The 14,225-nt window shown below is 66.3% G+C and carries 14 protein-coding genes; 4 read left to right on the top strand and 10 right to left on the bottom strand.

Translation table 11 applies throughout. The annotated features are described in order from the left end of the window. Positions 1–58: 58 nt before the first annotated feature. Positions 59–1,144, bottom strand: coding sequence for a redox-regulated ATPase YchF (gene ychF / locus ACU18_RS12095; RefSeq protein ID WP_050685970.1), 1,086 nt, complete (start codon positions 1,142–1,144; stop codon positions 59–61). Between the two features lie 54 nt (positions 1,145–1,198). On the opposite strand from ychF, the gene ACU18_RS12090 reads away from it, so the two are divergent. Further along, positions 1,199–2,419 (top strand): DNA recombination protein RmuC, encoded by a 1,221-nt coding sequence (locus ACU18_RS12090; protein WP_050685855.1) that lies wholly within the window; start codon positions 1,199–1,201, stop codon positions 2,417–2,419. A gap of 21 nt (positions 2,420–2,440) precedes the next feature. Here ACU18_RS12090 and ACU18_RS12085 read toward each other — a convergent pair whose 3' ends face one another. Together ACU18_RS12085 and ACU18_RS12080 are read right to left on the bottom strand one after the other, a co-directional pair. After that, a complete protein-coding gene (locus ACU18_RS12085; RefSeq protein WP_050685853.1) occupies positions 2,441–3,520 on the bottom strand; it encodes a 4-hydroxy-3-methylbut-2-enyl diphosphate reductase in 1,080 nt (359 codons plus the stop codon). Positions 3,521–3,529: 9 nt separating this feature from the next. Beyond that, positions 3,530–4,372, bottom strand: a complete 843-nt coding sequence (locus tag ACU18_RS12080; RefSeq protein WP_050685851.1) for a hypothetical protein — start codon at positions 4,370–4,372, stop codon at positions 3,530–3,532. A gap of 163 nt (positions 4,373–4,535) precedes the next feature. Between ACU18_RS12080 and xseA the strand changes: the two genes are divergently transcribed. Together xseA and ACU18_RS12070 are read left to right on the top strand one after the other, a co-directional pair. After that, a complete protein-coding gene (xseA, locus tag ACU18_RS12075; protein WP_050685849.1) occupies positions 4,536–5,876 on the top strand; it encodes an exodeoxyribonuclease VII large subunit in 1,341 nt (446 codons plus the stop codon). Next, positions 5,869–6,090: an exodeoxyribonuclease VII small subunit gene (locus ACU18_RS12070; protein WP_050685847.1), complete on the top strand. Its 222-nt coding sequence runs from the start codon at positions 5,869–5,871 to the stop codon at positions 6,088–6,090. The genes xseA and ACU18_RS12070 overlap by 8 nt, the downstream gene beginning before the upstream one ends. An 18-nt stretch (positions 6,091–6,108) precedes the next feature. On the opposite strand, the gene ACU18_RS12065 is transcribed toward ACU18_RS12070, so the two are convergent. From ACU18_RS12065 to ACU18_RS12040, 6 genes are all read right to left on the bottom strand, one after another. Beyond that, positions 6,109–6,963 (bottom strand): polyphosphate kinase 2 family protein, encoded by an 855-nt coding sequence (locus ACU18_RS12065; protein ID WP_050685845.1) that lies wholly within the window; start codon positions 6,961–6,963, stop codon positions 6,109–6,111. A gap of 51 nt (positions 6,964–7,014) precedes the next feature. After that, positions 7,015–8,235 carry a pyridoxal phosphate-dependent aminotransferase gene (locus ACU18_RS12060; protein ID WP_050685843.1) on the bottom strand — a complete coding sequence of 407 codons (1,221 nt, stop codon included), beginning with the start codon at positions 8,233–8,235 and terminating at the stop codon, positions 7,015–7,017. 150 nt (positions 8,236–8,385) lie between these two features. Beyond that, complete coding sequence (locus ACU18_RS12055; protein WP_050685842.1) at positions 8,386–9,339, bottom strand: ABC transporter substrate-binding protein; 954 nt, start codon at positions 9,337–9,339, stop codon at positions 8,386–8,388. After that, on the bottom strand, positions 9,336–10,082 hold the full coding sequence (locus ACU18_RS12050) for an ABC transporter permease (RefSeq protein ID WP_050685840.1): 747 nt from the start codon (positions 10,080–10,082) through the stop codon (positions 9,336–9,338). Before ACU18_RS12050 ends, ACU18_RS12055 begins: the two co-directional genes overlap by 4 nt. Further along, positions 10,079–10,849, bottom strand: a complete 771-nt coding sequence (locus ACU18_RS12045) for an ABC transporter permease (RefSeq protein WP_050685838.1) — start codon at positions 10,847–10,849, stop codon at positions 10,079–10,081. The genes ACU18_RS12050 and ACU18_RS12045 overlap by 4 nt, the downstream gene beginning before the upstream one ends. Then, positions 10,849–11,949, bottom strand: a complete 1,101-nt coding sequence (locus ACU18_RS12040) for an ABC transporter ATP-binding protein (protein WP_050685837.1) — start codon at positions 11,947–11,949, stop codon at positions 10,849–10,851. Before ACU18_RS12040 ends, ACU18_RS12045 begins: the two co-directional genes overlap by 1 nt. Positions 11,950–12,195: 246 nt before the next feature. On the opposite strand from ACU18_RS12040, the gene ACU18_RS12035 reads away from it, so the two are divergent. Continuing rightward, a complete protein-coding gene (locus tag ACU18_RS12035; protein ID WP_050685835.1) occupies positions 12,196–13,218 on the top strand; it encodes a pirin family protein in 1,023 nt (340 codons plus the stop codon). Positions 13,219–13,227: 9 nt separating this feature from the next. Here the strand turns inward: ACU18_RS12035 and ACU18_RS12030 are convergent, their stop codons facing one another. After that, positions 13,228–14,178 (bottom strand): BadF/BadG/BcrA/BcrD ATPase family protein, encoded by a 951-nt coding sequence (locus tag ACU18_RS12030; protein ID WP_082178305.1) that lies wholly within the window; start codon positions 14,176–14,178, stop codon positions 13,228–13,230. Between the last annotated feature and the right edge of the window lie 47 nt (positions 14,179–14,225).

Genomic DNA, 14,225 nt, shown 5'->3' with positions numbered 1-14,225 from the left:
CCAACAGAGACGGCCCCACATGCGGAAGCATGCGGGGCCGTCTCAAAATTCTGTGGGATCAGACGTTGAAGCGGAACTCCACCACGTCGCCGTCGGCCATGATGTATTCCTTGCCTTCAATCCTGACCTTGCCGCGGGACTTCGCTTCGGCCATGGAACCAGCGGCCACGAGGTCGTCAAAGGAAACCACTTCGGCCTTGATGAAGCCGCGCTGGAAGTCGGAGTGGATCACGCCGGCAGCCTGCGGGGCGGTGTCGCCCTGGTGGATGGTCCAGGCACGTGATTCCTTCGGTCCTGCCGTGAGGTAGGTCTGCAGGCCCAGGGTATGGAAGCCGACGCGGGCCAGCTGGTCCAGGCCGGATTCGTCCTGGCCGTTCATCTCCAGCATTTCGCGGGCTTCCTCCTCGTCCAGTTCCACGAGGTCGGATTCCAGCTTGGCATCGAGGAAGATGGCGTCCGCGGGGGCCACCATAGCGCGCAGTTCGTCCTGCTTCTCCGGGCTGCCCAGGATGCCTTCGTCAGAGTTAAAGACGTAAATGAAGGGCTTGGCCGTCAGCAGGCCGAGCTCCCTGAGGTGCTCCATCTCCAGCTTGTCGCTCTTGATGGAGGAGAACACGGTGTCACCGCGTTCCAGCACTACCTGCGCCGCCTTGATGGCAGCGAGCTCAGCGGCTTCCCGCTTTTTGATTTTGACTTCTTTTTCGATCCGCGGGATGGCGTTTTCGATGGTCTGGAGGTCGGCCAGGATCAGCTCGGTGTTGATGGTTTCCATGTCCGAGCGCGGATCCACCTTGCCGTCAACGTGGATGACGTCAGGGTCATCGAACACGCGGACCACCTGGGCGATGGCCTCCGCCTCGCGGATGTTGGCCAGAAACTTGTTACCCAGGCCTTCGCCCTCGGACGCACCCTTCACAATGCCGGCGATGTCAACGAAGGACACCGGCGCCGGGAGCAGCCGCTGGGAACCGAAGATCTCGGCGAGCTTCTGCAGCCGCGGATCAGGCAGGTTCACGACGCCGACATTGGGTTCGATGGTGGCGAACGGGTAGTTCGCCGCCAGGACCTGGTTGCGGGTGAGCGCGTTGAAGAGAGTTGATTTGCCGACGTTGGGCAGTCCGACGATGCCAATAGTTAGAGCCACGAGCATAGATTCTACCTGCCGCAAATTGTCGGAGCCCCATGCAACAGTAAGGACATGGATGCATTTGCCCTGATTCTGGCCTTGTTCACGTTGCTGCTGGGCGTCTTCGCTGGCGCCGCCGCCGTCTTTTTGGCGCTTCGGAAGAAGTCCCGTGGGCTGGAGGAGGACTTCGATGCCGTCTCGTCCCGGCTTTCGGAGGTGAGCGCCAGGTTCGCAGCGGCCGACGCCGAGCGGCGGCTTTTGGCGGCACAGAACCGGGAGCTCGGCGAGGCCAGGTCGCAGGACGGCAGTGTGCTCCGCGCCCTGGCGCCGGTGGCGGAGAAGCTCACCGCTGTCCAGCAGCAGGTGGCGCTGCTGGAGCGGGACCGGGTGGAACAGTACGGCCAGCTGGCCCAGCAGCTGCAGGAGGCGCGGCTCTCGGATGAACAGCTGATCCGGTCCACCCACGCCCTCGAATCGGCATTGCGGTCCAACAGTGCACGCGGCCAATGGGGCGAGGTGCAGCTGCGCCGCGTGGTGGAAGCCTCCGGCATGCTCCGCCACGTTGATTTTGTGGAGCAGCTCCACAGCACCGGCGGCGAGTCCGGCGTCCGCCCGGACCTGGTGGTCCAGCTGCCCGGCCAGAAGCAGCTTGTGGTGGACGCCAAGGTGCCGCTGTCCTCCTACCTGGAAGCCCAGGAGCTCGGCACTGCGGACACCCGTCCCGCCGGCCTTCCGTCCGCCATGGAACGCCGCAACCAGCAGTCCCTGCTTGTGGCGCACGCCAAAGCGCTCCGGGCGCACGTGGACGCGCTGGGCAACAAAAAGTACTGGGATATTCCCGGCAATTCACCGGAACTGGTGATCTGCTTCCTGCCCGCCGAATCGATTCTTGCCGCCGCCCTGAACGCGGACCCGGAGCTCCTGGACCATGCGCTGTCCCGCAACGTGGTGCTGGCCTCCCCCAGCACGCTGCTTGCGGTCCTGAAATCCGTCGCGTTCACGTGGCGCCAGGACGTCCTCACGGACAGTGCCCGCGAGCTGTTTGAGCTGGCCAGCCAGCTGTACGACCGAATGGGGACGCTCGGTGAGAACGTCACCAAGCTGGGCGCCTCGCTGAAGTCCTCAGTGGACCGTTACAACTCGATGGTGGGGACCCTCGAGGCCCGGGTCTTGCCCACTGCACGCAAACTCAACTCGCTGGACGCCGCCGGGCTGGCGGCACCGCCCGCCATCGAGGTAACACCCCGGGCAGTGGCGGCGCCGGAACTGCAACGCGACGAAGAAGCGGCGTAAGCCAGGGTAGCGCAGGCGAGGTCAGTCGCGTGCCTTGCGCCCGCCCAGGGCGCGGGTCACGTCGCCGGCCTGCTTGAGGGTGGCCCGGAGTTCCTTGGGCAGCGAGAACAGCAGGTCTTCCTCAGCGGTGACCACTTCTTCAACGCTGCCGTAGCCATAGTCGGCCAGCAGGCGCAGCACGTCCTGGACCAGGACTTCCGGGACCGACGCCCCTGAGGTCACGCCTACGGTGGCAACACCCTCAAACCAGGCTTCGTCGACTTCGTTGGCAAAGTCCACCCGGTAGGAGGCCTTGGCGCCGTACTCGAGGGCCACCTCCACCAGCCGGACCGAGTTCGAGGAGTTGGCGGATCCCACCACAATGACCAGCTCTGCCTGCGGCGAGATCTTTTTGATCGCCACCTGTCGGTTGGTGGTGGCGTAGCAGATGTCGTCGCTGGGCGGATCCTGCAGCGTGGGGAAGCGGGCCTTGAGCAGCCGGACGGTTTCCATGGTTTCGTCCACGCTCAATGTGGTCTGGGAGAGCCAGATGACCTTTTCGGGATCCCTGACGGTTACCTGGTCCACTTCGTGCGGGCCGTTAATGATCTGGATGTGGTCCGGTGCTTCCCCGGCCGTACCTTCGACTTCCTCGTGGCCGTCGTGGCCGATCAGCAGGATGTCAAAATCGTCTTTGGCGAACCTGACGGCTTCTTTGTGCACCTTGGTCACCAGCGGGCAGGTGGCGTCGATGGTGCGCAAACCGCGTTGCTCGGCGGATTCCACTACGGCCGGCGAGACACCGTGGGCTGAGAAGATCACCAGCGCACCTTCGGGGACCTCGTCCGTTTCGTCAACGAAGATGGCACCCTTCTCCTCAAGGGAGCTCACCACGTGGACATTGTGCACAATCTGTTTGCGGACATAAACGGGCGGGCCGTAATGCTCCAGCGCCTTCTCCACTGCAATCACCGCGCGGTCCACGCCGGCGCAGTAGCCGCGCGGGGCTGCCAGCAGCACCCTCTTCGCCCCGGAAACGGGGGCTGCGGCTGCTACTTCCTCGGGCGAGCGGCGCCTACGCGGAATGGTTGGCATCGAAAGGGAAACAGCGGTGGAGGTCATTTCCCCATGCTACCGGTTTGGCTGTGCCCGCCGCCTCGAGGAGACCCCCGCCACAACCCCTGCCAGCAGGAGCACTCCCCCGACGACGGCGGTAACCCCGGCCCAGCTTTGGAAGCTTGCGGCTGCGGCCGGAACGAATTCGTCCCGGAACAGGTTTCCCAGGTCGTTGCCGGTGTCCGTGCCGAGCGCCATGGCTGATCCAACCCCGGTCCCGACGGCCCACAATCCCGCGAGCAGCAAGGCACCCACCCCCGCAGCGGCCAGCACCGTCCATTTACGCCGCGCTGCCACCAGAGCCAGCAGCAGCGCAACGGCCGAGCCAATCGCCAAAAGGTATGCAACCGGTGCAAACGTAGCCAGCCGTTCAGTCAGTTCCTTCTGCTGCGGCTGGCCCACGCTGATAAGCGTCTCGGCGGGTGGCGCCAGCGGGATGCCGATGGCGCGGGACACCTCGCCGGTGGCAAGGGACACCAGCGGCGCCACATCGAGCGTCAGCGTTGACGGGGTGCCGGCATCCGGACCGGAGACGGCAAAGCTCAGCCGGTGGCTCTTGCGCAGGGTTTCCTCCCACGCCGCCGGGTAGCCGGGAAGGGACGTCAGCGACGTGGCCGCATCCGCAAGGACCGGCTTCACCAGTTCGGACACGATGCCCGGGACGGCGCTGGTATCGATGGTTCCGACGGCGGCGGCGGCCAGCCGCTGCTGGAATTCGGCGTTGGTTCCCAGGGGAGCCGCCAAACCAACAAAGCCTTCCTCCTGGACGATGGTGCGTTCCAGCCAGATGGCCGGGACGGCCACGGCAGCCAGCAGCACGGCCAGCAGCGTGGCAACGGCGGAAACAAAAGTGCGCACAACAGGTCCTTCAGGGTCGACAGCGGTCAAACCATCCTAGGCAACGATCCTGACCGGCCGCTGTCAGACCCCGGTGATAGAGGTTATGGATAAGGTTGGTTGACCGCCGCACAAGAGATGAAGGACCCCATGTCCCCCGTTCCAGCCCCGTACGGACAGCCGCATGTCTGAGCAGGCAGCCCTGCCGGACAACGCGCCTACCACCCTGCCTGCCACGGCCGCGGAAACCAGCCCTGATAACCCCTGGCCGCTCCAGCTGTTGTCGCAGAAGCTGAAAGCCCACATTGACCGGACCCCGTCGGCCTGGGTTGAGGGACAGGTCATCGAGCTGAACAGGCGCGGCACCAACGCCTACCTGACGCTGCGGGACGTCAACGCGGAAGTGTCCCTGCCGGCGTCGGTGTGGAGCAAGGTGCTGGAACGCCAGGACCTGCCGCTTGAGCGGGGCTCCCGGGTGGTGGCCCTCCTGAAGCCGGAGTTCTGGATCAAGACCGGACGGCTGAACATGCTGGTCCGCGACATCCGGCCGGTGGGCCTGGGTGATCTCCTGGCCCGGATCGAGCGGCTTCGCCAGGCCCTCTCCGCTGAGGGCCTGTTTGCGGATTCGCGCAAGAAGCCCCTTCCACTGCTGCCCCACAGGATCGGCCTGATCACCGGGCGGGATTCCGACGCCAAGAAAGACGTCCTGCGCAACGCAGCCCTCAGGTGGCCTGCCGTCGAATTCGAGATCCGCGAGGTGGCGGTGCAGGGCAATACGGCCGTTTCGCAAGTGATCCGGGCGCTGCGTGAACTCGATGAACGCCCCGACGTGGATGTGATCGTGATTGCCCGCGGCGGTGGTGCCTTGGAGGACCTGCTGCCGTTTAACAGTGAGGAACTGGTGCGGGCCGTCGCTGCGGCGCTCACGCCGGTGGTCAGCGCCATTGGCCACGAAGCCGACCGGCCGCTCCTTGATGACGTGGCAGACCTCCGGGCTTCCACCCCCACGGACGCCGCCAAGCGCATCGTGCCGGATGTCTCCGAGGAACTCGCGGGAGTCCGCCAGGCCCGCGAGCAGCTTCGGCGCTGCATGGACCGGCTGGTGGACCGGGAGACGGACCGGCTCACCGCGTTGCGGTCCAGGCCTGTCCTCGCGGCGCCGGAAGGCCTGGTGACAGTCCGGGAGGAAGAGTTGGAACGGTTGCTGCGGCGGTCAGCGACCGCCGTCAACTCCTCCGTGGTCCGCGCCGCAGACCAACTCCAGCACCTCAAGGCCCAGGTGCGTGCGCTGTCGCCGCAGAAGACCCTGGACCGTGGCTATGCCGTCGTCGAACTTGCCAGGGCCGGCGCCGTCCCGGGTACGGCCGCCGGACACGCAGTGGTGCGCCACCCGGCGGAGGCGCCGGCTGGGGCCCCGCTGTCCATCCGGGTGGCGGAAGGCCGGTTTGGCGCCACCTCCACCGGCAGCGGTGGCACCGTCGAAACAGAAGAGGACAACGTGGAAGCAGGAGCAGCACATGAGTGAGCAGCAAATGGCAGGGGCCGACGTCAGCGGGCTGAGTTACGAGGAAGCCCGCGAGCAGCTGGTGGCCGTGGTGTCACGGCTGGAGGCCGGCGGCGCCAGCCTTGAGGAATCCCTGGGTCTCTGGGAACGCGGCGAAGCGTTGGCACAGCGGTGCGAGGAATGGCTCGAGGGCGCCCGGAAGCGGCTGGCAGCAGCCCGGGACCAGCCGCTCTAAGGCCATCCCCTTAGCCGGTCAGGACCTGGCCACCAGTTCCCGCTCGGCCGCCACATCGAACTCTGCCTTGGGCCATTCGAGGTTAAGTCCGGTCAGGGCACCGCGCAGCAGGTGCTGCACGGCGATCCGGGCGTACCATTTTTTGTTGGCCGGGACCACGTGCCAGGGTGCGCCGGGCGTGCTGGTCGCGTCGATGGCGGCCTGGTAGGCGGCCATGTAGTCCGGCCAGAAGGCCCGCTCGTCCAGGTCGCCGCGGCTGTATTTCCAGTGCTTCTCGGGTGTGTCCAACCGCGCCAGCAGCCGTTTCTTCTGCTCGTCAGCACTGATGTGGAGCATCACCTTGACCACTTTGGTGCCGGCGTCCGCCAGCCGGGACTCGAATTCGTTGATGGCCGCGTACCGCCGCTTGATCTCCTCCGGGGCTGCCCAGCCGTGGACCCGGTGGATCAGGACGTCCTCGTAGTGGGACCGGTCAAAGACCCCCACCATGCCGGCCGCGGGAACCTCCTTTTCGATCCGCCACAGGAAGTCGTACTGTTTCTCTTCCTCGGTGGGGGCTTTGAAGGCCTTGAACTGGACCCCCTGCGGATTCATGGCTGCCATGACGTGGCTGACAATTCCGCCCTTGCCGGCGGTGTCCATGGCCTGCAGGATCAACAGGACGCGCCGGCCACCGCCGAAACGGGACTCGGCGAACAGCTTTTCCTGCAGTTCGCCCAGATCGTCGTCCTGGCCGGCCAGCAGCGCCTTGCCGCTTTCCTTGTTGCCCGGATACCCGGGAGTGGAGTCAGGATCCACCTCCGCCAGCGAGAATTTTTTCCCCGCCCGCAGGGTCTGGGCGGGGTCCTGTTCGAAGCCGACCACAGTGGTCATGGCGAATCCTTCCGGCGAAGTTCACGGGCCTGAACAGCCCGTGAACTCAGGCTAGTTCCCCTTGTACCTGCTGAGGAAGTCCCCCATCCGGCCGATCGCTTCCTCGATGTCCTTGACGTTGGGCAGCGTGACCATGCGGAAGTGGTCGGGGCGCACCCAGTTGAACGCCCGCCCGTGGGACACCAGGATTTTCTCCTCCCGCAGCAGGTCAAGGACAAACTTCTCGTCGTCCCGGATGTGGAACGCCTCCGGGTCCAGCCGGGGGAACAGGTACAGGGCCCCGCGGGCCTGCTGCGTGCTCACGCCGGGAATGGCGTTGAGCATGTCGTACGCCTTGTTCCGCTGCTCCAAAAGCCGGCCGCCGGGCAGGATGAGGTCGTTGATGCTCTGGTAACCGCCCAGCGCCGTCTGGATGGCGTGCTGGGCGGGAACATTGGCACAGAGCCGCATGTTGGCGAGCAGGCTGATGCCTTCGAGATAATCGGCGGCGTCCTTCTTCGGCCCGGAGATGGCCATCCAGCCGGCCCGGTAGCCGCAAACCCGGTACGCCTTGGACAGTCCGCTGAAGGTCAGGCACAGGACATCGTCGCCGGTGAGCTTGGCCATGTTTACGTGGACGGCATCCTCATACAGGATCTTCTCGTAGATCTCATCGGCAAAGAGCACCAGGCCATGCTTTTCCGCCAGCGCCACGATCTTTTTCAGCGTCTCTTCGGGATAGACGGCGCCGGTGGGATTGTTTGGGTTGATCACCACAATGCCCTTGGTCCGCGGGGTGATCTTGGCTTCCAGGTCCTCAAGGTCCGGCTGCCAGCCCGAGTCCTCATCGCACAGGTAGTGGACGGGTTTGCCGCCGGCCAGCGCAACGGAAGCGGTCCACAGCGGGTAGTCCGGGGTGGGGATCAGGACTTCGTCAGCATCGTCCAGCAGCGCCATCAGGGACATGGTGATGAGTTCGCTGACGCCGTTGCCCAGGTAGATATCGTCCACGTGGATGTTCTGGATGCCGCGGGTCTGGTAATACTGCGACACGGCGGTGCGGGCGGAAAAGATGCCCCGTGAATCGCTGTAGCCCTGCGCGTGGGGAAGGTGGCGGATCATGTCCACCAGGATGGCGTCCGGCGCTTCGAACCCGAAGGGTGCCGGGTTTCCAATGTTCAGTTTGAGGATCCGGTGACCCTCCGCTTCCATTTGCTGGGCGGCCTGAAGAATGGGTCCACGGATGTCGTAGAGCACGTTGTGAAGCTTGGTGGACTGCCTGAATTCTGCCATTCCTCAAATATGCCACAGGCAGGATGTTTTCCCGTTGAGACCTCGCCCACACAAAAGCGGCGGCTGCCGGACCAGGTCCGGCAGCCGCCGTCGTGCGTTCAGGCCTGCCAGGGCGGGGATCAACTCCCCCGGCACCCGGCCGCTGCATCCTTACTTGAGGATGCCCTTGTCCTTCAGCCAGCCCTCGGCCGCGTCCTTGGCTGCCTGCTTCTGGCTGCCGCTGACTGCACGGTTGAGGTTGATCAGGTCCTCGGTGGTGAGGACACTGGAGACGGATTTCAGGGCTTCTTTTGCCTTGTCGGTCATCTTGGCTTCGTTGAAGAGCGGGATGACCTGCTGGGCGATGAAGTTGTCCTTCGGGTCCTCCAGGACCACCAGGTCGTTATCGGCAATGGACGGCGTGGTGGTGTAGATGTCGGCAACCTGGACCTGGTCATCCAGCAGTGCCTTCAACGTCACGGGTCCGCCGCCGTCGCTGAACGGTTCCAGCTTCTTGGGCTCGCAGTTGTAGTTCTTCTTCAGGCCGGGCAGGCCGTAGGCGCGCTCCGCGAACGTGGCGGGGGCACCCACCACAATTTCGCTGCACACCTTGGCCAGGTCCTCGATGGACTTGAGCTGGTACTTCTCGGCCGTGGCTTTCGTGACCACCAGCGCGTCCTTGTCCTCAGCCTTGGAGGCGTCCCCGACTGCCAGGCCATCCGGGAGCTTGTCCGGGAGCGCCCCGAGGATGTCTTCCGCGGAAACCTCCGCGGCTGCTTTGTCCACGTGCAGGAGCAGGTTGCCGGTGTAGTCCGGAACGATGTCCACCGAGCCGTCCTGGACCGCTTTGAAGTAAACCTCGCGGGAGCCGATGTTTGGCTTCGTGGTGGCGGTGATGCCTGCGGCCGTCAGGGCACCGGCGTACAGCTCGGCGATGATCTGGCTTTCCGGGAAGTCGGCGGAACCGACCACCAGGGCAGTGTTCCCGTCCGAGGAACCACCGGTGGCCGGTGCGTTGCTGAGCGGATCGGACGAGCCACAGGCTGACAGTGCCATGGCCAGGCCGACGCCGGCGGCCAGGCCGCTGAACGCCCGCCTGCCGAGGCGTGAACGGCTTTCATTCATGATTTTCCTCCTAGTACCACAGGCTCCGCGGGGGCGGGTTCTGTGAGATCGACCGCAGCCGGCTGGCTGTGGGGGGACTGCTTTGAGGCGCCTGGGGTCAGGAACAGCCTCTGGATCAGGGACAGGACAAGGTCGACGGCGATGGCCAGCACCGCGATCAGGAGCGAACCGCCCAGCATCTGCGGGAAGTCGCTGAGGACAAGGCCGTCGAAAAGGTACCGGCCGAGGCCGCCGAGGTTGATGTAGGCAACCACGGACACTGTGGCGATGACCTGGAGGACGCCGGTCCGGAAGCCACCGAACATAACGGTGAGGGCGTTGGGGAGTTCGGCGCGGAACAGCACCTGGAGCTCCGTCATCCCCATGGCGCGTGCCGCGTCCACAACATTCCGGTCAACGCTGGAGATGCCTGCGTAGGTGCCGGCCAGGAGCGGGGGCACGGTGAGGATGACCAGGGCCCAGACCGGCGGCATCAGGCCGATGCCGGCCAGGAGGACAAAGAGGGTCAGCAGTCCCAGAGTGGGCAGCGCGCGCAATGCACCGGCGATGGCCACCACCGCCACCCTGCCGCGGCCGGTGTGGCCAACGTACAGGCCGATGGGGACGGCGATGGCGGTGGCGATCAGCATGACCAGCCCCGTGTACTGGAGGTGTTCCACCAGCCGGGTGGGGATGCCTGCGCTGCCGGTCCAGTGCAGCGGGTCGGTGAGCCAGGCGAATGTGTCGGCAAAGACGTTGCTCATGCGTTCCCCCCTCCGGTCTTCGGCTGCGCCAGCCGCCGGGCGGCCCCGGCTGTTCCGGCCGCAGCCGGGATCCCGCCGTCGGCGTCGTTCGAGGTGTTGTGTTCCGGGGCAAGTTCCTGTCCGCCGCGCTGGTTGCCGGCCCGCACCCACGGCGTCATAACTCGTTCCAGCACCACCAGGAGGGCATCCATCAACAGGGCAAGGATAAGGATGGCCACGATGCCCACCACGATTTCCGTGATGAAGTCCCGTTGCAGTCCGGACGTGAAGAGCATGCCAAGGTTTCCGATGCCCAGGAGGGCCGCCACGCTGACCAGCGAAATGTTGCTGACCGAAACCACGCGAAGGCCGGCGAACATCACAGGAAGGGACAGCGGCAGGTCCACCTGGAGGAAACGGGCCAACGGCTTGTAGCCCATGGCCACGGCAGCCTGGCTGACGCCGTCGTCCACGGAGTCGAAGGCGTCCAGGGCAGCGCGGACCAGCAGCGCCACCGCGTAGACCGTCAGCGCCACCACAACGTTGAGCGGATCAAGGATCCGGGTGCCCAGGATTGTGGGCAGGATGATGAAGAGCGCCAGGGACGGCACCGTGTAGAGCAGGGACGATGCGGTGAGGACCACCGAACGGAGGGCCCGGTTCTGCCGCGCCAGCTGGGCCAGCGGGATCGCGATGACCAGCCCCGCAAGCATGGGGATGAGGGCCAGGACCAGGTGCTGGCCGGCCCGTTCCAGCACCATGCCGCTGTTGGCAAGGAACCATTCCATCAGAGCGCAGCCTGCCGCAGCTGGCGTGCTTCCTCGATGAGGGCCAGGACTTCGCCGCCCCGGACCACACCCTGGACCTGGCCTTCCTGGTCCACGGCGACGCCCAGGCCCGACGGGGACGAAAGCGCGGCATCAAGTGCACGGCGGAGGCTGTCGCCCGGGCGGAACAGTGAACCGCCCGGAATAAGTGCGGTGTCCGTGCCGGGAATGGCCCAGCCCAACGGACGCATTCCCGAGTCCACTACGAGTTGCCAGCCTCCGGTGGCGGCCGGGTCCGACCGGTGGCTGTCCCCTTCGCGGATGATGGTGGGCACCGGGTGGATACTGACGCCGTCGGACGGGGTGAAGCCAAGGTGGCGGAAGCCGCGGTCCCGGCCAACAAACGAGGCGACGAAATCGTTGGCGGGGGCCCGCAGGATCTCTTCCGGGGTGGCGTACTGGGCGAGTTTTCCGCCTACCGCAAACACCGCGACCTGGTCGCCCAGGATGGTGGCTTCGTCAATGTCGTGGGTGACAAACACAATGGTTTTAGCCAGGTCCTTCTGCAGCCGCAGCAGTTCCTGCTGGAGTTCGTCACGGACCACAGGATCCACGGCGCTGAAGGGCTCATCCATCAGCAGCACCGGCGGGTCTGCGGCCAGCGCACGCGCCACGCCAACGCGCTGCTGCTGGCCGCCGGAAAGCTGTGAAGGGTACCGCTTGGCCAGGGGCCGGGCCAGGCCCACCACGTCCAGCAGTTCCTCGGCGCGTTTCCGCGCGGCGGCCTTGGATACCCCGTTAAGGCGCGGCACGGTGGCGATGTTGTCCAGCACCGAACGGTGCGGCAGCAGCCCCGCGGACTGCATCACGTAGCCCATGGAGCGGCGGAGTTCGGCAGCGGGCACGGACGTCACATCCCTGCCATCAACGGTGATGACACCGGACGTGGGTTCCACCATCCGGTTGATCATGCGCAGGGACGTTGTTTTGCCGCAGCCGGACGGACCGACAAAAACGGTGATGGACCCCTTGGCTACTGCCATGGTCAGTCCCGCCACGGCCGCCTGCCCGCCCTGGTACTGCTTGGTGACGCTCTTGAACTCGATCATTGCCTGGTCCATGGTGCGGACTTACCTGTTCTGTTGACGGCATCCGTGGTGCCGGGACATGGTCATCAGCACACTGATAGTTACGGTAACCCAATCCTTGGCCGTGAACACCCGCCAAGGATCGGATTGGGGCAAAAGGAATCCTTCTGTAACCATTCGGAACCTGAATCCTGCCGGATGGGTGGACCGGAGGCCAGGAATTCCGGGCCGCCCAAGGGGCCGCTGGGCCGCCCGGCCGGCGCGGCCTAAAGTGGGAGGGTGACGAATCTGGAAGTATCCCCGCAGCAGGAAGTCTGTCCGCCGGCACCCAGCGGGGAGGGCCCGGGGCCCTGCCTGCAGCTGTGGCCCGAGCGGGAAGTTCCGCTGGGCGGGGTGCGGGCCATGAACGTCCGCCGGACGCTGCCGCAGCGGGGACTGCCCACCATTGGCGCCTGGTGCTTCCTGGACAGTTTCGGGCCGGATCGGACGGCGATGTCCGTGCTCCCCCACCCCCATATCGGCCTGCAGACCGTGACCTGGCCGCTGGCCGGGACCATCCGGCACCGGGACAGCGTGGGCAGCGACGTGGTGGTCCGGCCCGGGGAATTGAACATCATGACGGCAGGCCACGGGGTATCCCACTCGGAGTTCGCCGTCGTTCCCGACGGCGGTGGGGAGTTGCCGCTGCAGCGGGGGCTTCAGCTCTGGGTGGCGCTGCCGGACGCCGAGCGGCACCGCGCCCCGGCTTTCGAACAGCACCGCAACCTGCCGCAGGCCTTGGCACCCGGCTACACCGCAACCGTGTTCGTGGGCGAGCTGGCCGGCGTGGCCTCGCCCGCAACGATGTTTTCGCCGATCGTGGGCGCCGACGTGGTCTGCGAGGGGGCATCAGTCCTGCCCTTGGATCCGGGATTCGAGCACGGCATCCTGGTGCTCGACGGCGGCCTGACGGTGGACGGGCAGGACATCCCGCCGGGACCGCTGGGCTACCTGGGCGCCGGCCGTTCCGACCTGCACCTCACGGCACTTCCCGGCACCCGGTTCCTCCTGATCGGCGGCGAACCTTTCGGCGAGGAACTGCTGATGTGGTGGAACTTTGTGGGCCGCACCCACGACGAAGTGGAGCAGGCCCGCGACGAGTGGGAAGCCCAGGCGGCGCTGGCGGATTCCGAGAATGCAGCGGCCCGGTACGGGCTGGTCCCCGGCCATGGTCCGGACGCGGGGGCCGAGTCCGGACGGATTCCGGCGCCGCCGCTGCCCGGCGTCCGCCTGACGCCCCGGCGCCGTTCCATCCAGGGCTGAAGTTCCCCGTCAGGCTGGCCCGGCCACCAGGTCCAGTACCCCGAACACGGGTTCCTGGTCCAGGACGCGAACCTCGGTGACGCCCGCAGCCGCTAAATGGCCGCGGAATGCCTCCTGCAGGGCCGGCACATTCATGCCCAGCCCGCCGCCGAGGATGACGGGCCCTTCAAGCCCGAGCTGGCGGAGTACCTGCAGCGCCAGTGCGGCCAGGTCCGCTCCGGCCTGTTCCAGCAGGGCCTGGCTGGGGGCATGGCCTGTGGCTGCGGCGGCGACAACGTGGCGTGCCTGCTGGGCCCAGAACCGGCGGCCGGTGGCCGGGTCGTGGAACAGGGCAATCAGGCGGTTGGGGTCCGCCACGCCGCAGCCGGCGAGGAGGGCTGTGGTGAGGGAATCCGGGGCAAGTCCCTTGTTCATCTGCGTCAGGCTGTACCTGACGGCCTCGCGGCCCAGCCAGTACCCGCTGCCTTCATCGCCCAAAAGGTAACCCCAGCCGCCGGCCCGGGCCTCGCCGCCGTCGGCGTTCCTGCCCCAGGCAGCCGAGCCGGTCCCGGCAATGACCGCCACACCGGTGCTGGCGTGGCCGGCGGCAAGCAGCAGCCGCGAGTCGTGGACCACCGTGACCCGGGCCCCCGGCACGTGCGGCGCGATCAGGGCGGCGAGCGCCGCGGCGTCGTCTTCGGTGTCGATCCCGCCGGAGCCTGCGTACACCGTTGCTACCGGGCCGCCGCCGATTTTCGCGAAGAGTTCAGCGAGGTTCCGGGCCGCGTCTTCCCGGCTGACATTCTGCACGTTGGAGCTGCCCGCGGATTCGTCAGCCACCGGGACGCCGTCTTCGAACCGGATGCCGTGGGTCTTGGTGCCGCCGATGTCCAGCCCGATGATGATGCCGTTCAGGGCACCGGGGGTGTGGCCTTCGGTGGGGGCAGCTGGCGGGACGGGGGTTTTTTCGGTGTAAGTCACGCCACAAGGTTACTGGCAGCAGGACTGCCGGGCATGCGCCTGGCGGC

The organism is Arthrobacter sp. ZBG10, assembly GCF_001238605.1.
Taxonomy (GTDB): domain Bacteria; phylum Actinomycetota; class Actinomycetes; order Actinomycetales; family Micrococcaceae; genus Arthrobacter.
This window is presented reverse-complemented; position numbering and strand designations above follow the sequence as displayed.